This is a genomic window from Rhodococcus sp. Ni2, from assembly GCF_021352185.1.
Taxonomy (GTDB): Bacteria; Actinomycetota; Actinomycetes; order Mycobacteriales; family Mycobacteriaceae; genus Rhodococcus_F; species Rhodococcus_F qingshengii.
This window is the reverse complement of sequence record NZ_WOXZ01000001.1, coordinates 2,691,328-2,709,216: the sequence shown is the minus strand read 5'-3', so window position 1 is coordinate 2,709,216 and position 17,889 is coordinate 2,691,328. Positions and strand designations below refer to the sequence as shown.

The window sequence follows — 17,889 nt, the reverse complement described above, 5'->3', positions numbered from 1 at the left end:
AGGATTGCACTACCGAAACGGGAGCGACACTAATCGTGTCGCTCCCGTTTTGTGTTCATTCACCAACAGCTGCTCATTCACCGACAGCACGCGCGACGTCACGAAAGGCGTCGAGCACGACTCCGATAGCCGGACTGCGGTTGGCGTGTAACCGAGTTGCCAATTCATAAACTCGTGCAGCGCGCACTCCCGCCACCGGTTTCCTCGACACTCCGGGATGCGTGATCGCGTATCGCGGCATCAAAGCCACGCCGTGGCCCGCCGCCACCAGTTCTTCGATGACGCGGAAATCGTTTATCCGATGAGCGACGCGAGGCTGGACGCCGGTTACCGACGCAACCGACAGCAGAACGTCGTCGACCGGAAACCCGCCGCGCACGCTTATCCAGTTCTCGTCGGCCAATTGTTCCAGCCGGACCGAATCCTGCTCGGCGAGTGGATGATCAGGCCGCAGCACCAGATCGATCGGTTCACGCATCAGCGGTTGCACGCTTACCCGGGGAAACGACGTCTCGGCTCCGCGTTCGTCACGGTGAGTGAGGATCACATCGTGATCGGCCAACAGCCCAGGGACGGCGGACGCCGGTTTGTCGACGTCGTAGGCGTCGATGTCCACGTCCGAGTTCTTCAGCGCCGTCAGGACACCGGGCAGCAGGAGCGCCGCGCCGGAGGGAAAGAACGCGACTCGCACCTTTCCCCGCGGCGAGCCTCGGTACGACGCCATCTCGTCCGCCGCCCGGTCTAGCGCCGCCACCACGTCGTCGGCGCGAAGCACCAGCGCTCGACCCGCGTCGGTGAGGCGCAGCGTGCGCCCGTCCGGTTCGAGGAGCGAGACCCCCGCTTCTCGTCCGAGGATCTTGAGTTGTTGCGAGACGGCGGACGGCGTCATCGAGAGGGCGAGAGCAGTAGCGCCGACGGTTCCTCGGTCGGCGAGCTCGCGGAGGATTCGCAAGCGCGTGGCATCCATACGGTGACGAATATCCATGTAGCAAAACTACATGGATAGTGCATCTATATTCGCTTGTTCTGATGCTTCGTAAGGCTCACGATTAACGCATGACTCCCCGCGACCGTCTCCTCGGCCTGACCGTGATCGTCTTGTGGGGTCTGAACTTCCTGGCCATTCGCGTCGGCCTGGATCATTTCCCGCCATTCTTCTTCGCAGCGCTGCGGTTTCTGATCATCGCGATTCCGGTGGTCATCTTCGTGCCGCGTCCACAGGTGCCGCTCCGTTGGCTGCTGCTCTACGGATTCGGTTTCGGATTCGGCCAGTTCGTCTTCCTCTTCTGGGCGATGCATTCAGGGATGCCGACGGGCCTTGCATCACTTGTCCTGCAGTCGTCAGCACCGTTCACCGTCCTACTCGGCGCGTTCCTGCTCCGCGAGAAGCTCAGCGTCTGGCAGGTCTCCGGTATCGCCGTCGCCGTTGGCGGGATGTCCTTGATCGGCTGGGACCGCTCGCACCACGCGGCACTGTTGCCCGTCATCCTCACGCTCCTCGGCGGCCTGTCCTGGGCGTTCGGCAATCTCGGCAGCCGCTTGGCCGCGGCGAACACCGTCGGCGAGCCTGCACCGATGCGCTTGATGTTGTGGATGTGTGTCATCCCGCCGTTGCCGATGCTCGCACTGTCAGCCGTGGTCGAGGGCCCCACAGTCGGCTGGCACGCACTCGGCACCGCATTCAGCGCCGACGCCTGGCCGTCGCTGGTCGGGCTGGCCTACATCATTCTGCTCGGCACCATCGCCGGATCCGGGCTCTGGACGATGCTCATGGGCCGCTATCCCGCCGGCATGGTGGCGCCGCTCTCCTTGCTGGTGCCAGTCGTGGGAATCGGCGCGTCCTGGCTGTTCCTGCACGAGGATCCGAGCCCGTTGTCACTGGTCGGGGCGGTCATCGTGATCGCCGGAGCGAGCGCCGCACAGATGAGACGTAAGCCCGCGAACACTGTTTTCTCGGACACACCTGCAGCCTCACCACCGGCGCGACTCGGCGTCTGACGACGCCCTGTGCCAAACTCGGGCCGTGGGAACTGGACTATCGATCACAGCGCGCGGAAAGCTCGCCATGCGAGCTGCCGCAGCAGCATCTTGGGCATCGCAGAAGGCCGGTCGCGGCAAGGGTTCGATGATCGGCGGGCTGATCGCCCTCAAGATCGACCCGACGCTCATGACTCAGCTCGGACGCGGCAAGCGCACCGTCGTGGTCACCGGCACCAACGGCAAGTCGACGACCACGCGTATGACCGCCGCAGCGCTCGCGACACTCGGTGACGTCGCCACGCAGGCCGACGGCGCCAACATGGATGCCGGGATCGTGGCCGCCCTGGCCGCGCGTACCGATGCGACGCTGGCGGCACTCGAGGTCGACGAACTGCACGTCCCCCACGTAGCCGACGCCGTGAACCCGGAAGTGATCGTGCTGCTGAATCTCAGCCGCGATCAGCTCGACCGGGTCGGCGAGATCAACATGATCGAACGGAAACTGCGCGCGTGCGTCAACGCGCATCCGAATGCGGTGATCGTCGCCAACTGCGACGACGTACTGGTCACCTCCGTGGCATACGACGCCACCAACGTCGTGTGGGTTGCTGCCGGCGGCGGTTGGGCCGGCGATTCCGTCAGCTGCCCGCGCACCGGCGAACCCATCGTGTGGGAGGGAAAGCACTGGCGCAGTACCGGTTCCGACTTCGCGCGGCCCGAGCCGACCTGGTGGCTCGACGACGACAATCTCTACGGCCCCGACGGCCTGAAGATTCCGATGACGTTGACCCTCCCCGGAAAAGCCAACCGCGGCAACGCAGCTCAGGCCGTAGCGGCTGCAGCGGCTTTGGGTGCAGATCCGGTCGGGGCAGTTGCCGCCGCATCGACGGTTCAAGAAGTCGCAGGTCGATACAGCACCGTCGAGGTCGGACCGCACTCCGTTCACATGCTGCTCGCGAAGAATCCCGCCGGCTGGCAGGAAGCGCTGTCGATGATCGATCCCACGGTGGACGGTCTGGTCATCGCGGTGAACGGTCAGGTGCCGGACGGCGAGGACCTCTCCTGGCTGTGGGACGTGAAGTTCGAGCACTTCGAAGGTGTCAAGGTAGTGGCCGCCGGTGAACGCGGAACAGATCTGGCAGTTCGCCTCACGTACGCGGGCGTCGAGCACACTCTCGACCCGGACCCGTTGCGCGCCATCGCTTCCTGCCCTCCCGGACGTGTGGAGGTACTGGCGAACTACACGGCCTTCCGTGACCTCAACACTGCCATCGCGAAGGAGTCTCGCAATGTCTGACTCGACAGTTCGCATCGGTCTGGTACTCCCCGACGTCATGGGCACCTACGGCGACGGCGGCAATGCCCTGATCCTGCGTCAGCGTCTGCGGATGCGCGGCTACGACGCCGAAATCGTGGACATCACCCTCAGCGATCCGGTCCCCGATTCGCTCGACGTGTACACGTTGGGTGGCGCCGAGGATTCCGCTCAGCGCCTCGCAACGCGTCACCTCGCGAAATACCCTGGTCTGCAACGCGCCGCAGAGCGTGGCGCACCGGTTCTGGCGATCTGCGCTGCCATTCAGGTGCTCGGCAACTGGTACGAAACCTCCAGCGGCGAACGCGTCGACGGTGTCTCGATGCTCGACGTCACAACCTCGCCGCAGGAGAAGCGTTCCATCGGCGAAGTCATCACGAAGCCGCTGATCGACGGACTCACCGCGCCCCTCTCAGGTTTCGAGAATCACCGCGGCGGAACAACTCTGGGTAGCTCAGCCTCTGGATTCGCACGTGTCACCCATGGTGTCGGAAACGGCGTCGGCGACGGATTCGAAGGCGTCGTGCAGGGTTCGGTGATCGGGACGTACATGCACGGACCCGCTTTGGCTCGCAACCCCGAACTCGCGGACCTCCTGCTCATGCGCGCCTTGGGTGTGAACGAGCTTGAACCCCTGCATCTGCCCGAGGTCGACAAGCTCCGCAAGGAGCGACTCGCGATTCGCTGACCCGGTTCAGACGGTTTCGGATTTGCCCTCGGTCAGAATCAGTTCCACGGCCAACAGCGCGGCGCAGGCCAGTCCCGCGACCAGTTCGGGCACCGCGGTGTAGGTACCACCGAGCACGACGACTATCGCGACCGAGAACGGCACGAGGGTGCGTACCGAGGAGTCGTGTAGTCGAATGTGGATGAACCACAAGGCGGCAAGGATGACCGCGACCGGAACGGTGACGGCAGCACCCGTCACCAACGCGCTGCCGTCACCGTGATGAGTCCAGAAGTCGACGCGCGAGGCCAACCCCGCACCGATGGCGGCAGCGGCGGCGAAGATGAAGTAGTGACCGAACCCCCAGACGAAGGGTGAGACGTTGTCACCGCCGATCACTTCGCCTGCATTGCGTTGGAAGTACAACCACCACAGGCTGAAGACAATCAGAATGCCGCCGATCACGACGTAGGTGACCTGCGCTGCCGGATGCTCACCGTCCACGGCGTCCTGAATCGCGATGGTGGTCGAAAGGATCGTCTCGCCCAGAACGATGATGAAGAACAACGAGTACCGCTCCGCGATGTGATGCGGGTGCCACGGCGTCATGCCCGGCTTCTCCGACCAGATCGGTACCGCGAATTCGCACAGAACCAACACCAGGAACGTCGGGACGTAAACGGCGGACGGCACGAAGTAGAAACCGATCCAACCGATCTGGACCAACACGATTCCGAGAGCGTATCGACGCGCCGTGAGCGCATGCTCGGGGTCGTTCCGCGAGACCCTGAGCCATTGGATGACCAGGGCTATTCGCATGATGACGTAGCCGACGATGATCAGCAGGGCGTCGTCGTTGAAGAAGCGGACGATGCCGGCTGCAAGGACCAGCGATCCGAGGATCTGGAATATGGTCAGCAGCCGGGCGATTCCGTCGTCGTTGTCGTACGCCGAGGTGAACCACGTGAAATTCAGCCACGTCCACCAGATCGCGAAGAAAGCCATCGCGAAGTGCCCGACGCCCGAAGCCGCATGCCCTTCGCTGATCGCGTGGTGCAGACCGGTGGCCGCTTGAGCGACCGCCACGACGAAGCAGAGGTCGGTGAGCAGTTCGAGCGGCGTCGCCACCCGGTGCGGCTCGTGCGGGTCCCGCGGAACCAACGGCCTGATGAACGAACTAGTGCGATTCACGAAGGGCAGAGTAGCGCGATGATTGCCGACGCGCTGCCCGTGACTGGAACCTGTCGTCTCAGATATTCACGCCGACGCCCCGATCTGGGCTCGGATCTCCAACTGATCGGCGAGTTCGGCGCCTATCGCCCCCGCGCTCCCCAAAGTGAAGGCGATCTGCCGTCCCCACAGGAAATAGCGGTGAATCGGATAGTCGACATCCGCGCCGATTCCGCCGTGCATGTGCTGGGTCGCGTGCACCACGCGCAAACCGCCGCGCGACGCCCACCATTTGGCGACCAGCGCAGCCGCTTCCGCTTCACTCTCGACTCCGCTGTCCATCAGCCAGGCAGCGCGGTGGGTGGTCAATCTTGTGCTCTCGGTGTCGAGGTACGCGTCGGCGGCCCGGACGGCAACTGCCTGGTTGGTCGAGAGTGGACGTCCGAATTGCACTCGCTCGGAGGTGTATTTCGCCGTCATCGCCAGCGCTTCCTCGCAGACGCCGGTAGCCAGGGCCGCCAGAGCGACCCGCGCACGTCGTAACGTCCAGTCTCGAACCACCGCGCCGTCCGCGGGAAGTGCGTCAGCTGCAGTAACCGCAACCCCGTCGAACTGCACAGCGCTGTTGCTCTCGCGGTTCGTCACCGCAAGCGGTGTACGCACCAGCGCGTCCCGGTCCGTCGGCACGATCATCACGGTGACACTGCCGTCCGGCATCGTCACCAGAACCACCAGTGCGGCAGCGAACTCGGCGGCCGGTACGGAGTCGACGTGGCCCGACAGAACCCAGCCGTCAGGAGCCGGCTCGGCGCGAACTGCCGTCTCGGCGTTGTAGCCGGTGTCGAAGGCGCCGGTGACGATCACCGAGCCGTCGAGCAGTCCCGGAAGCCACGACGCTTTCTGCTCCTTACTGCCGAACTCGGCAATCGGCAGCGCTGCCGTCGAAATCACCGACCAGAGCGGCACCTGGGCGACCCGGCGGCCTTGTTGTTCGAGCACCGCTGCCAGGCCGAGCATTCCGAGTCCCGCTCCCCCGACCTCCTCTGGCAGAGCAATCCCCAGAACGTCGGAATCGGCGAGGAGCTTCCACAGTTCGGCGTCGAAACCGCCGGCGCCCTCCACTTCCCGCAGGCGGTCCACTCCGGACTTCGCCGAGAAGATCGATTCACTCAGATCCCGCACGGCGGACAAGTTGTCGTCGAATTCGAATTCCATGTCAGCTCTTTTCGTTCTGTGCAGCGGGCCGGCGACGCGCAGCAAGCGCCATGCCCAGACATTTTGCGGCGACGATTTCACGCATCACTTCGTTGGTACCACCGCCGAAGGTGTTGTTCTGGGCGCGTCGACCCAGGTTCTCGACCCGCCCTTCCAGTACCGCTCCGGGTGTGCCGGGGCGCAGTAAGCCCTTGGCGCCCAGCACTTCCTGCAGCATGCCGTACGCACTGACGACGGCTTCGGTACCGAAGATCTTGGCCGCGGCCGAATCCCCGCCGCCCAAGGTGTTGGCGGCGACGTCCGCCACCAGTCGCAGGTTCATCAGGTCGGCAGCACTGAGCAGCGCGTAGACTTCCGCCAATTTCTCACGTACCCAACCGATGTCGTAGACGTGGCCGTCACCGGCGGGTTCGGTCTTTGCCCATTCGACCACCTCGGCAAAGAGCTCGTTGGCTATACCACCGCGTGCGGCCAGGGCAACACGTTCGTGGTTGAGCTGGTTGGTGATGAGCTTCCACCCTTGATTGAGCTCACCGACGACATTGGTGATCGGCACCCGAACATCTTCGTAATAGGTTGCCGAAGTGCTGATTCCGCCCACGGTGTGAATTTCGGTGACCGAGAACCCCGGCGAGCTGGTCGGTACCAGGACCACGGAAATGCCCTGATGCGTCGGCGCGTCAGGATCAGTACGAACGGCAAGCCAGACCCAGTCGGCAAACACACCGGCGCTGGTGAAGATCTTGTTGCCGTTGATGACAAGCTCGTCACCCTCGATGCGGGCGCGTGTTTCGAGGGCCGCGAGATCGGTGCCCGCATTGGGTTCGGTGTAGCCGATGGCAAAGATCAACTCGCCCGCCAGGATCGGACGCAGGAAGAAGTCCTTCTGAGCTTGCGTCCCGTGCTTGATCAGAGCGGGTCCGACGGTGTTCAGCGTGACCAGCGACAGCGGCGCATTGGCGCGAATCACCTCGTCGTAGAACACGTACAGAGCTTCGGGGTTCTCGCCCCGACCGCCGAATTCCTCCGGCCACCCCAAGCCCAGCCAACCGTCTTTACCCATTCGGCGCAGAATGCGATCGAAGACGGGGCCGCCTTCGGTCTGATCCACGAGAGCACGGCGGTCTTCGTCGTTGATGATCTCCGCGAAGTACGCCCGCAATTCCTTGCGCAGAGTCTTCGACTCCTCCGACAAATCCAAGTACATGGTGAAACTCCTAAGATCTACGAACGCGGCAGGCCGAGTACGCGCTGCGCGATGACGTTGAGTTGAATTTCGACGGTTCCGCCGCCGAACAGAATCGAGGGAAGTCCGATGTGGTCTATCGCGTAATTCGCCGACGGGTCGACAACGGCGGCACGAGGTCCGAGCAGTCGCAACAGATCCCGCGAGCCCTCACGCTGCGCCAGGGCGTTGTACACCTTCGACACGCTGATCTCGGAGCCCGGTTCCTGACCCGCCAGTCGCGCCGACACCCCGCGTAGATTCATCGCGGACAGTGCCAACTCACGAGAGATACTGCGGCCGAGGCCCTCCACTGCATCTTCGCGAGGGCAGTCGTGGCTCGCGTCGGCAATAACCTGACGGAACAGCCGACTCGAACCGTGGTGCAGCGTGCTGCCCATACTCAGGCGTTCGTTGGACAGCGTTGTCGCAGCAAGCTTCCACCCTTGCCCCGGCTCCGCCACCAGGCAGTCGTCCGGGACGAAGACGTCGTCGAGGAATACCTCGTTGAACTCCGACTTACCGGTGGCTTGTTTCAGCGGACGTACGTCGATGCCTTTCGAGGTCATGTCGACCAGGAAGTACGACAGCCCACGATGTTTCGGAGCGTCGGCGTCCGAACGCGCCAGGCATACTCCCCAATCGGCCTCGTGCGCGCCCGAGTTCCACACTTTCTGACCCGACAGGACCCAGCCACCGTCGACCTTGCGCGCTTTCGTGCTCAGACCGGCCAGGTCTGATCCCGCGCCCGGCTCACTGAACAGCTGGCACCAGATGATGTCGGCGCGCAGCGAAGGCTCGACGAACCTGTCCTGCTGCTCGGCGTTGCCGTGTTCGAGAATCGTGGGCAGCACCCATTCCCCGATCACCGTGGACGGTTGAGCCCAACCTCGCATCGCGAATTCGTGTGCGATGACGGCCTGTTCTCTCGGTCCTGCTCCCAGCCCGTACGGCGCCCGATAGTGTGGGGCAACCAGTTTGGCGTCGGCAAATCGGGCGCGTCGAGCGCTCCCCTTGGCCGGCGCCCAACTGGCGCTGGTGGTTCCGTCGTCGGGCAGCAGCGCAACCTCGTCCAGAACCCTGCGAACCTGCTCTCGTAGTTCCGGCAGCATGTCCGGGTCGACAAAGGAGAAATCCCGTTCCGAATCGGCGGACCGGTCTCCCAACGTGTGTGCCCACTTCACCTCGGATCCCGCCACCGCAGCGATACTGATTGCCCGGCGCCAGTACAGATGCGCGTCATGCTCCCAGGTGAATCCGATTCCGCCGAGCAACGTGACACATTCGAGGGCGTTCTCGATGCCGACGGGCAAAGCGGCCAACGCAGCTTGAGCCGAGACAAGTCTGTGCTGATCCTCGTCGTGCTCTTCGGACCGAGCGGCGTCCCACGCTGCGGCACAGGCAATCTCGGAGCGGACCAGCATCATGGCCGCCTTGTGCTGAACTGCCTGGAAGCTTCCGACCGGACGGCCGAACTGCTGCCGGGACTTCACATAGTCGACCGCGGTGCGTAGCGCCCACCCGGCGATACCGCTCGCCTCCGCAGCCAACACCGTGTTGACGATCAGTTCGACTCGGTGCGCCTGGAGACCCTCGACGATCAGCCCAGCGTCGACCTTGTGATCGGTCAACGTCAGTGTCCCGATCGAGCGTGTCAGATCCGCTCCGTCTTCGACCTCCACCGCAGCGGAAGACGACTGCTCGAGCCGGAACCACAACTCGCCGTCGTCGCTGTTCGCTTGCACGAGAACGACATCGGCTCCGGGCAGACCTAGAGCCGGGTCGGCAGAACCGCTCACGGTCCACCCTGCATCGCTGCGAGCCGCGCGCAATCCCACGCCGGTGCAGACTGCTCCGGTTGCACCGGCAGCCAATTCGGTCAGCATTGATTCCGCAGCCGGGCCGGCAGCTTTCGCGAGGATCCCACTGGCGATGACCGTCGGAACGTACGGTCCCGGGTAAAGCGCATCACCCAATTGCTCGACTACCACCGCCAGTTCGGCAAGCCCTGCCCCGTCACCGCCGTACTGCTCCGGCAGGTGCACTGCGTGCAGTCCCTGACGGACCAATCCATTCCACGAGTCCGGCCGATCACCGGCGGCGTACCGCTTGACGTTGCTCCGCGTATCGGCGATTCCACCGAAGCGGTTCGCGAATGCGGCTACCGCTTCCGCCAGGTCACGGTGATCTTCGAGCAGGGGCAGTGCCATGGCAGGTTCCTCAATCTTCGGTTCTTGTCAGATACGTTCGAGAATCAGGCAGGTGGTTGCGGCGGACGCGCAGATCGCGATCAGCGCGATGGACTTGTCCCGGCGCTCCAGTTCGTCGATGGCATTGGCCAACAGTCTGATTCCGGTTGCACCGGCCGGGTGGCCCAACGCGATTGCACCACCGTTGACGTTCAGCAATTCGGGATCGACGCCGTGAACCTGCGCGAACGACATCGGTACCGAAGCAAATGCCTCGTTGACCTCGAACAGGTCGATGTCGTCGATCGTCAGACCGGTGCGGCCGAGCACGATGTTTGCCGCGTCCACGGGACCGTCGAGCATGAACTCGATGTCTCCGCCAATGACGCACTGCGCCAATATCTTTGCCCGCGGCCGCACCCCGAGCATCCTGGCTCGATCCTCGGACATCAGCAGAGCGGCACTCGCACCGTCCGAGACCTGCGAAGACGTTCCAGCGGTGTGCAATCCGCCCTCTTGAACGGTCCGCAGTTTCGCGAGTCCTTCGAGACTCGATTCGCGCAGACCCTGATCCCGATGAACCGGAGCGTCAGAGCCCGGAGCGACCACATCGATGATGTGCGAGTCGAAGCGTCCTGCCTCCCATGCTGCTGCGGCTCGCTGCTGCGAGCGCAGCCCGAAGGAGTCGAGATCCTCGCGGCTGAAACCGCGCTTGACAGCAATCCGATCCGCTGCGGTGTACTGGTCGACGGTATCGAGTGACCACGACTCCGGACGTGGTGTTCCGAGGCCGGTACCCACCTTGTAGGTGAGTGGTGCCCGCGACATCAGTTCCACACCGCACGCCACACCCACGTCGACTGCACCGATGGCAATCTGCCCGGCAATCAACTGCACCGATTGCTGCGCGGTTCCGCACTGCGCGTCGATCGTGGTGCAGCCCGCTTCCAACGGAAGGCCCGCATGCATCCAGGACGTACGCACGATGTTTCCGAACTGCTCACCGAGAGGCGTCACACAGCCGCCGATGACCTGGTCGACCGCGCCAGGATCCACGCCCACCCGATCCAGCACGCCTTTCTGCGCATAACCCAACAGTTCCGCCGCGTGGACTCCGGACAGCCAACCCTCACGCTTGCCGAACGGCGTTCGTGCTGCGTCCACGATGACGGGCTTCATGCCAACTCCTCGGTTCGTAATGCTGGGTTCTCCGGTAATGCTGCGCCGTCCAGACCACGCACGGTCAGGGACCACTCGTCGATCAGGTCCAAGCTGACGCTCGAGCGCGCGGTGAACTCGGTGTCGCAATCACACAGCGCTGTGACCGCTTCCACCATTTCTTCCATAGATTCGACCTGATCCGGCCGGATAGTCTCACCGACCAGGACTCTGGCGCCCTCACTGAGCACCGCTGCCCGCGGTTGAACCGTGTTGACGCGAACCCCCTGGCCGTAGAGTTCCACGCCCATGCCGTTGCTCATCCTGTTGAGCGCTGCTTTGGACGCGCCGTACACGGTCATGGCAGTTCCCGGTTCGACCCACGTGAACGGCGGGCCATGCCACGGCTTGACGGTGCCACTGGACACGTTCACGATCCAGCCGTATCCGTTTGCCACCATCCCCGGCACCACGGCTTGCATCAGATCGAGCGGTGCATGGACATTTGCCTCGAACATCAACCGTCGCCGCCGCAGTGGGTAATCCGAGAGCGGCTGATAGATCGCCGCTGCCGCGTTGTTCACCAGGATGTCGATCGTCCCGCCAAGCTTCTCGATCGCCAGCGGCACAACGGTGTCGCGCTGCTGCTCGTCCGTCAGATCTGCGACAACTATCTCGACTTTGTTTCCGTACTTGGCAATTCGAGCCGCAGTCTCTTCGAGACTGCCCGGCAGGGTTGCGTGTGCACCGAGCGTCCGGGCCACGAGAGCGACGTCAGCGCCTTCCGCTGCCAGCCTCTCTGCGACGCCTGCACCGATTCCGCGGCTGGAACCGGTGACAAGCGCTCGGCGTCCTTCGAAGCGATCGGTCATGCTACTTCCACTTCGCGGCGAAGCGATTGATGCTCTCCGCAATCCGAGCAACTTCGTCGTCACGCAAACCGTGGCTCATGCCGAGTGTCATGCCGCGGGCAAAAACTGCGTCCGCTTCCGGCAAACCTTCGGCCGGCTGGCGAAATTCGATGTTGTTCATCATAGGGTGACGAGTGACGTTGCCGCTCCACACGGTTCGGGTGTCGATGCCGTCGGCCTCGATGGCTTCCTGCAGGTCGCTGCGCGTGAAGGGGGCGTTCTCGTTGATCATCACCGGGTAACACAGCCACGCCGTGTCGAGACCGTCGAGTTCTACCGGCGTCGTGAAGAATTCAGGATGGGCGCCGTATGCCGCCGAGAAGGCCGCAAATGTTGCCTTACGCGTCTTGTAGTTCTGTTCCAGCTTGTCGAGCTGCACGACGCCGTAAGCTGCGCCAAGTTCGGAGGGCTCGAAGTTCCACGACATGAGCTCGAAGATGAAGTCGTTGTCGTAGTCGACGCCGTCGAGTTCTTCACGGAAGACTCGGCCGGACTTGGTACTGCCGAACAGGTTCGGCTCGCTACGACGGCCCCAGCGGCGAAGCAGCAACGCCTTGTCACGGCTGGCTTCGTCGTCGACGCACACCATTCCACCGGTTCCCGCGCACGTGATGATGTGTGCCATCGAGAAACTGGTGACGACGATGTCCGCCCGAGACCCGGTGGGAGTACCGCGGAGCGTGGCACCGATCGCGTCACACGAATCCTCGATCACTCTGAGTCCATGGCGATCAGCGATATCACGAATGACGTCCCAGTCCGGGCAGTTGCCGGCGAGGTTCGGCATCAGGATGGCTCCGGTCTTTTCGGTGACCATTGCCTCGATCTTGGCGACGTCGACGTTGAACGTGTTGGGTTCCACGTCCACGAACACCGGCACCAGACCGGCACGCACGATCGGTGCGATATCGGTGGAGAACGTCAACGGCGACGTGATGATCTCGCTTCCCGCAGGCAGTCCAAGCAGCTCGACTGCCAAGTACAAACCCGAGGATCCCGAGTTGCACATGACGCCGAACTTCTTGCCGGCCAAGGCCGCGATACGTTCTTCCATCTCGAAGACGTTCTTGCCGATGCGCAATCCTTGATGCCCGCTGCGCAAGACGTCGACAACAGCCTGTATTTCTTCCTCGCCGTGGGTGGCCCTGGCGTAGGTGATCCGCTCGCTCATCTTGTTCCTGCTTTCTCGAATAGGCGGCAGATTCAGCGATCTGCCGAGAGGACGAGCGCACTGTGCGGGACGGGAGAGCCGCCGGTCACGAGCACGTTGTCCAGAGTTTTGGTCGGTTGATTGGTGGAGGTGCCGCGGATCAGGCGAACACCTTCGGCAATACCGTTGACGCCGTGGATGTATCCCTCACCGAGTTGACCGCCGTGGGTGTTGATCGGCAGGCGACCGTCCAGCTCGAGATTGCCGTCGGAGATGAAGTCTTTTGCCTCGCCACGACCGCAGAATCCGTACTCCTCGAGTTGAAGCAGAACCATCGGGGTGAAAGCGTCGTAGAGAATTGCGGCATCGATGTCGTCCGGCCCGATACCGGCCTGGTCCCACAGTTGGCGCGCCACGAGTTCGACTTCCGGCATGCTGTCGATGTCGTCTCGGTAGTAGCTGCTCATCGAAATCTGTTGCGGACCTACACCTTGCGCAGCGCCACTGATGACCGCAGGTTTGTGCGGCAGGTCGCGGGCGCGCTCCGCACTGACGATCACCAGCGCCTGTCCGCCGTCACTTTCCTGGCAGCAGTCGAGCAAGCGGATGGGGTCGGCGATCATGTGTGAGTTCTGATGGTCCTCGATAGTGATCGGGCGTTCGTAGAACCAGGCCTTGGGGTTGTTCGCCGCATGCTTGCGTGAGAGGACCGAGATCTGGCCGAAGTCGGCACTTGTTGCCCCGTACTTGTGCATGTACAGCTTGGCGAGGAAGGCTTCCTGCTGCGCCGGGGTCAGAAGCCCGTACGGGTTGATCCAGTTCCGATACTCCTGGTCCGTCGACGCGTTGTACGCAAAAGGTGGCGGGCCGGCGCCGAATCGGTGACCTGATCTTTCGTTGAAGGCACGGTAGACGACCACGACGTCTGCGACACCACTGGCGACGGCAAGCGCTGCTTGTTGAACCGGTGCGCAGGCACCGCCGCCACCGTGTGGAATACGACTGAAGAACGTCAGTTCCGGGATCCCGAGGGCGCGTGCGACCGCAATCTCGGGGTTGTTCTCCATGGTGAACAGCGCAAATCCGTTCACCTCTTCTGCCTCGATGTGAGCGTCGTCGAGCGCGGCGATCACGGATTCGCACGCCAACTGCCATTCACTGCGGCCGGAGTTCTTGGAGAACTCGGTGGCGCCGATCCCGGCGATGGCGGCTTGCCTCGAAAATCCTCGTGTCATGCGATTACCCTTTCCACCGGTTCGAGAGTCACGTCGGCCGTCACGTGTGTTCCGCGCGCGTTCTGCCCGAGAACTGTCACGGTGAGCGCCCGACCGTCTGCGGCGGTGACCTTGCCGGTGAATGTCATTGTGTCTCCGGGGAAGTTCGGAACACCAAGCCGTAGTGATGTTTTGACGATTCGCGATCCCGGGCCGGACCAGTCGGTGATGTAGCGGTCGATGAGCCCGTTGGTGGTGTTGATGCTCATGAAGATGTCGGGAGTTCCGCGATCCTGGGCCTTGCCCGGATCGTGATGCACGTCCTCGAAATCCTGAGAAGAGATCGCAGTGGCGACGATCAGCGTTCGATCCAACGGCAATTCGAGGCTGGGGAGGACCGAACCCACCTCGCAGTCAAGCAGTTTCGTCATTGCACCGATCCCCGTCGCCTCAGTTGCGGCAGCATCTCGCCGTGAGCGTGCTCGGAGAACGCCACTTCGAGTTCCATGCCGAATTCGAGTTCCTCGTGATCGATCCCCGCGATGTCGGCAACCAGTCGCGTGCCTTCTTCGAGATCGACGAGTCCGACGGCGAGCGGGTACTCGAAGGCAGGATCCTTCGGGTGATGGATGACTGTGAAGCTGTGCAACGTGCATCGACGCGTGGATTCGACTGTGTCCCAACTGAACGAGCGGCATTCCGGGCAGGCGGGCGCTGGCGGGTGGCGCAGTGTCTTGCAATCCGCACACCGTTGGATTTCGAGGCGACCCTCTTTGGCCGCGGAGAAGAAGAAATCGTTGTCATCGGTGACGGTGAGTCTCGGCACCGCGGTGTTGCGGGAGCCAGTCTCGCTCATGCGATTACCTCCTGGGCTTCGGGCTTGGTATCTGTCTGGGCATCTGGTTTGAATCTGAGCAATCGAAAGCGCTCTTCGACCAGCGTCTTTCCGTCCTGGTCCACGTACTTCTTGAACAGAGTGATGAAGCACCCGTGACCGAGAGCCGTCTGTTTGAACGGCGAGATCGCTTCGATGGTGAAATGCGCGGTGACGTGGTCACCGGGGCTCAGCTCCGCGCAATACTCCTGCTCGACGTTGGTCGCGACAACGGAGGTGTATCCGGCCTCGTCCAACAGCGCCAGCAGTCGTGAATAGGCGAAGTCCTCGGAGACTCCGTCGGCACGAAGTTGCTGGACCTGCCGATAACGTCGGTAACCCGCCATCACCCAGGTCGAGATCATGGCGGGCGGACAGACGACGTCTCGACGACCGGTACTGCGGGCGGCCTCTGCGTCGACGTAGATCGAGTTGCGGTCGTCGTGCGCCTCGACCCAGTTGCGGATCATCGCCTCGTTGACGGCGTAGCGGGCGACGCGGGGTGGTTCTGCCTCTGTGCCGATGAAATTCGGAAACTGCGTCTGCAGGCTCTGCACTGAAATCCTCCGTGAACGAAAGTTGAGCAAGCGCTTGATTTTGAAGCTAGCATAGGAATCCGGAAGTGGAAACACGCGATCTCACCGACGAATTGGTTCGAGCCGGAGCTATCAGGCAGGATTGCGCTACGTTCGACGCCGGCAGCCCGGCACCCCCGAAACCCTGCCCTGAGCAGGACCGACAACCAGTGGAGATTTCAGTGGCATCACCAGATCGTCGGGAGAAGATCCTGGAGAGCTCAGCCGAGCTGTTTGCCAGGAAGGGTGTCGCCACCACGACCGTTCGCGAGATCGGCGACGCCGCCGGTGTGTTCTCGGGCAGCCTCTACCACTACTTCAAGTCGAAGAATGCGATAGTTGCCGAGCTCATGCGCGGCTTCATCACCGACATTCAGCTCCGCTTCGATCAGGTGGAGAAGACGGCAAACGACCCCGAGGAAGTCCTGCGCGGCTTGATCCGCGAGACGCTGGTCGTCATCGAACTACACCCGCACCCGACGGCGATCTACCAGAACGATCGGGCTTATCTTCGCGACAACGATCTCCTGCAATCCGTCGACGGGCCTTCCCGCCAAGTCCGCGAGCATTGGATGAAAGCGATTGCCGAAGGCGTCGATCAGGGAATCTTCCGCAAAGACGTGGCACCGGAAATTTTCTATCGATCGGTACGAGACACCTTGTGGTCGACAACGCATTGGCCGGATCGCCAGAAGTACACCACCGACGAGTTCGCGGATCTGATGATCACGCTCTTCCTCTCGGGATTCAGGGTCGCCTGACCAGATCCGGCAAATCCAGATGTTTCGGGGTTCGTCCCTGCGGCAACAGGATCGACACCGCGAACACGACCACCGCGCAGCCCGCGCACACCAGGTAGGCGACGGAGAATCCGGTCCACGACGTGGAATGTTCCGAACCGCTGATCACGAATGCAGCGAGAATGGTTGCCACCGTCGCACTGCAGATCGTGCTTCCGGACGTCCGCAGAAGTGAGTTCACCCCGTTGGCAGCCGCCAGTCGCTGACGAGGTACGGCAACCAGAATCAGCAGCGAGAGCGTGCTGTACACGATGGCAGTCCCGACCGCTGTGATACCCAGTGCTGCAACCACTCCCCACAGCGGCTTACCGGCAACGGCGTGAATCCCGTACCCGCCGGCGAGGAACACGGCGCCGGTCAACATCGCGGTCCGTGAACCGAAGCGGTCGGTGATACGCACCGCAACCGGTGAGAACAGCACCATCGCGATACTCGCCGGAATCTGGCAGAGCGCTGCCGCGATGATCGACAGGCCGTACCCGGCACCCGGCCCCTTCATCCCCTGCAGCAGTTGTGTGGTGATCAGTGTGTTCCCGAAAAACGCGAACCCGACCAGCAGAGCCGCCAGATGCGGGATCAACACCGCACGTTTCACGAGAGCACGGACGTCGACCAGCGGATTGACGTTGCGCCGCTGTTGAATTACCCAGAGCGTGAACAGCACCGCCGACGCGGCCAGCATGGAGATCACCGCTCCACTGGTCCACCCCCAACTCGACCCCTGAGTGATCGGCACAAGCAGAGCAATCATCGCGGCGCTCAGACCAACCGCCCCGACGCCGTCGAATCTTCCCGACGGATTCGGCTCGGACTCTCGAATGAACAGCACCGCAGCAAGAGTCACGGACAGCCCGATGGCGGTGGTTACCCAGAACAGGACGTGCCAGTTCGAGTACTGCGCGATCATCGCAGAAAACGGTATGCCCAAAGCGGTTCCGACGCCGAGCGTCGAACTCATCATGGCCACTGCGCCGTTGACCTTGTTGCGTGGCAATTCGTCACGGAGCATGGAGATTCCGATGGGGATGACCGCCGACCCGGCTCCCTGCAACGCTCTCGCGAAGATGAGGACAGCGATGTCCGACGACAGCGCACACAACATCGAGCCGAGAGTCATCATCGAGAAAGCAACCAGAAGCATCTTCTTCTTGCCGAACATGTCGGCGAGTCTGCCGAAAATGGGAGTGACCACCGCGCCGACCAGCAACGTGACGGTCACCAGCCAGGACACGGCCGTACGTCCAGCGCCTGTGAAGTGCGGCAACTCCGGCAGCAGTGGAACGATGACCGTCTGCAGAACAGCCTGGAACACTGCGGCGGCGACAACGATGGGGAACAGGAAGCGGGAGCGCGGCTGCGCGAGTCCCGCATCGGAGGTGGTGACTGCAGGCGTGCCCGGCGGACGGTCGAGCGTCGTCACCCCACACCGCCTGTTCTCACTAGGTA

17 protein-coding genes are annotated in these 17,889 nt (G+C 62.8%); 4 read left to right on the top strand and 13 right to left on the bottom strand.

Annotated elements, in window-relative coordinates:
• Positions 1-73: 73 nt before the first annotated feature.
• Complete coding sequence (locus tag GN300_RS13150; RefSeq protein WP_003943476.1) at positions 74-967, bottom strand: LysR family transcriptional regulator; 894 nt, start codon at positions 965-967, stop codon at positions 74-76.
• An 89-nt stretch (positions 968-1,056) separates the two neighbouring features.
• Here GN300_RS13150 and GN300_RS13145 point away from each other — a divergent pair, with 89 nt between their 5' ends.
• From GN300_RS13145 to GN300_RS13135, 3 genes are read left to right on the top strand one after another with little or no spacing between them, the layout of a single operon-like run.
• Entirely contained in the window at positions 1,057-1,998 is a 942-nt protein-coding gene (locus GN300_RS13145; RefSeq protein WP_050656967.1) for an EamA family transporter, read from the top strand.
• A gap of 25 nt (positions 1,999-2,023) precedes the next feature.
• Positions 2,024-3,277 (top strand): MurT ligase domain-containing protein, encoded by a 1,254-nt coding sequence (locus tag GN300_RS13140; protein ID WP_003943457.1) that lies wholly within the window; start codon positions 2,024-2,026, stop codon positions 3,275-3,277.
• Positions 3,270-3,983, top strand: coding sequence for a type 1 glutamine amidotransferase (locus GN300_RS13135; protein WP_007731510.1), 714 nt, complete (start codon positions 3,270-3,272; stop codon positions 3,981-3,983). Before GN300_RS13140 ends, GN300_RS13135 begins: the two co-directional genes overlap by 8 nt.
• A gap of 6 nt (positions 3,984-3,989) precedes the next feature.
• Here GN300_RS13135 and GN300_RS13130 read toward each other — a convergent pair whose 3' ends face one another.
• The 11 genes from GN300_RS13130 to GN300_RS13080 form a co-directional block, all read right to left on the bottom strand.
• Positions 3,990-5,153, bottom strand: a complete 1,164-nt coding sequence (locus tag GN300_RS13130; RefSeq protein ID WP_047271595.1) for a low temperature requirement protein A — start codon at positions 5,151-5,153, stop codon at positions 3,990-3,992.
• Between the two features lie 66 nt (positions 5,154-5,219).
• A complete protein-coding gene (locus GN300_RS13125; RefSeq protein WP_063315202.1) occupies positions 5,220-6,347 on the bottom strand; it encodes an acyl-CoA dehydrogenase family protein in 1,128 nt (375 codons plus the stop codon).
• 1 nt (position 6,348) lies between these two features.
• Positions 6,349-7,554, bottom strand: a complete 1,206-nt coding sequence (locus GN300_RS13120) for an acyl-CoA dehydrogenase family protein (protein WP_047271591.1) — start codon at positions 7,552-7,554, stop codon at positions 6,349-6,351.
• A gap of 17 nt (positions 7,555-7,571) precedes the next feature.
• Positions 7,572-9,782 carry an acyl-CoA dehydrogenase gene (locus GN300_RS13115; RefSeq protein WP_063315203.1) on the bottom strand — a complete coding sequence of 737 codons (2,211 nt, stop codon included), beginning with the start codon at positions 9,780-9,782 and terminating at the stop codon, positions 7,572-7,574.
• A gap of 27 nt (positions 9,783-9,809) precedes the next feature.
• Positions 9,810-10,940: a steroid 3-ketoacyl-CoA thiolase gene (locus GN300_RS13110; RefSeq protein WP_042447785.1), complete on the bottom strand. Its 1,131-nt coding sequence runs from the start codon at positions 10,938-10,940 to the stop codon at positions 9,810-9,812.
• Positions 10,937-11,791 (bottom strand): SDR family NAD(P)-dependent oxidoreductase, encoded by an 855-nt coding sequence (locus GN300_RS13105; protein ID WP_042447783.1) that lies wholly within the window; start codon positions 11,789-11,791, stop codon positions 10,937-10,939. The genes GN300_RS13110 and GN300_RS13105 overlap by 4 nt, the downstream gene beginning before the upstream one ends.
• Position 11,792: 1 nt before the next feature.
• The gene (locus tag GN300_RS13100) at positions 11,793-13,001 is read right to left on the bottom strand and encodes a DegT/DnrJ/EryC1/StrS aminotransferase family protein (RefSeq protein ID WP_007731525.1); all 1,209 of its coding nucleotides are present in this window, start codon (positions 12,999-13,001) and stop codon (positions 11,793-11,795) included.
• Between the two features lie 32 nt (positions 13,002-13,033).
• Positions 13,034-14,215 (bottom strand): lipid-transfer protein, encoded by a 1,182-nt coding sequence (locus GN300_RS13095; RefSeq protein ID WP_063315204.1) that lies wholly within the window; start codon positions 14,213-14,215, stop codon positions 13,034-13,036.
• Positions 14,212-14,625 carry a hypothetical protein gene (locus tag GN300_RS13090; RefSeq protein WP_063315205.1) on the bottom strand — a complete coding sequence of 138 codons (414 nt, stop codon included), beginning with the start codon at positions 14,623-14,625 and terminating at the stop codon, positions 14,212-14,214. Before GN300_RS13090 ends, GN300_RS13095 begins: the two co-directional genes overlap by 4 nt.
• A complete protein-coding gene (locus GN300_RS13085) occupies positions 14,622-15,050 on the bottom strand; it encodes a Zn-ribbon domain-containing OB-fold protein (protein WP_007731532.1) in 429 nt (142 codons plus the stop codon). The genes GN300_RS13090 and GN300_RS13085 overlap by 4 nt, the downstream gene beginning before the upstream one ends.
• Entirely contained in the window at positions 15,047-15,625 is a 579-nt protein-coding gene (locus tag GN300_RS13080; protein WP_063315206.1) for a MaoC family dehydratase N-terminal domain-containing protein, read from the bottom strand. Before GN300_RS13080 ends, GN300_RS13085 begins: the two co-directional genes overlap by 4 nt.
• A 65-nt stretch (positions 15,626-15,690) precedes the next feature.
• Between GN300_RS13080 and GN300_RS13075 the strand changes: the two genes are divergently transcribed.
• A complete protein-coding gene (locus GN300_RS13075) occupies positions 15,691-16,404 on the top strand; it encodes a TetR/AcrR family transcriptional regulator (RefSeq protein WP_172827063.1) in 714 nt (237 codons plus the stop codon).
• Here the strand turns inward: GN300_RS13075 and GN300_RS13070 are convergent.
• A complete protein-coding gene (locus tag GN300_RS13070; RefSeq protein WP_007731537.1) occupies positions 16,391-17,863 on the bottom strand; it encodes an MFS transporter in 1,473 nt (490 codons plus the stop codon). The two genes, GN300_RS13075 and GN300_RS13070, sit on opposite strands and share 14 nt — an antisense overlap.
• Positions 17,864-17,889: the final 26 nt, after the last annotated feature.

Bases quoted from the DNA above. Each gene is read 5' to 3' on its own strand.
- GN300_RS13135 (WP_007731510.1), top strand. From the start codon at position 3,270: ATGTCTGACTCGACAGTTCGCATCGGTCTGGTACTCCCCGACGTCATG.
- GN300_RS13100 (WP_007731525.1), bottom strand. From the start codon at position 13,001: ATGAGCGAGCGGATCACCTACGCCAGGGCCACCCACGGCGAGGAAGAA.
- GN300_RS13105 (WP_042447783.1), bottom strand. From the start codon at position 11,791: ATGACCGATCGCTTCGAAGGACGCCGAGCGCTTGTCACCGGTTCCAGC.
- GN300_RS13090 (WP_063315205.1), bottom strand. From the start codon at position 14,625: ATGACGAAACTGCTTGACTGCGAGGTGGGTTCGGTCCTCCCCAGCCTC.
- GN300_RS13120 (WP_047271591.1), bottom strand. From the start codon at position 7,554: ATGTACTTGGATTTGTCGGAGGAGTCGAAGACTCTGCGCAAGGAATTG.
- GN300_RS13095 (WP_063315204.1), bottom strand. From the start codon at position 14,215: ATGACACGAGGATTTTCGAGGCAAGCCGCCATCGCCGGGATCGGCGCC.
- GN300_RS13085 (WP_007731532.1), bottom strand. From the start codon at position 15,050: ATGAGCGAGACTGGCTCCCGCAACACCGCGGTGCCGAGACTCACCGTC.
- GN300_RS13125 (WP_063315202.1), bottom strand. From the start codon at position 6,347: ATGGAATTCGAATTCGACGACAACTTGTCCGCCGTGCGGGATCTGAGT.
- GN300_RS13115 (WP_063315203.1), bottom strand. From the start codon at position 9,782: ATGGCACTGCCCCTGCTCGAAGATCACCGTGACCTGGCGGAAGCGGTA.
- GN300_RS13110 (WP_042447785.1), bottom strand. From the start codon at position 10,940: ATGAAGCCCGTCATCGTGGACGCAGCACGAACGCCGTTCGGCAAGCGT.
- GN300_RS13150 (WP_003943476.1), bottom strand. From the start codon at position 967: ATGGATGCCACGCGCTTGCGAATCCTCCGCGAGCTCGCCGACCGAGGA.
- GN300_RS13145 (WP_050656967.1), top strand. From the start codon at position 1,057: ATGACTCCCCGCGACCGTCTCCTCGGCCTGACCGTGATCGTCTTGTGG.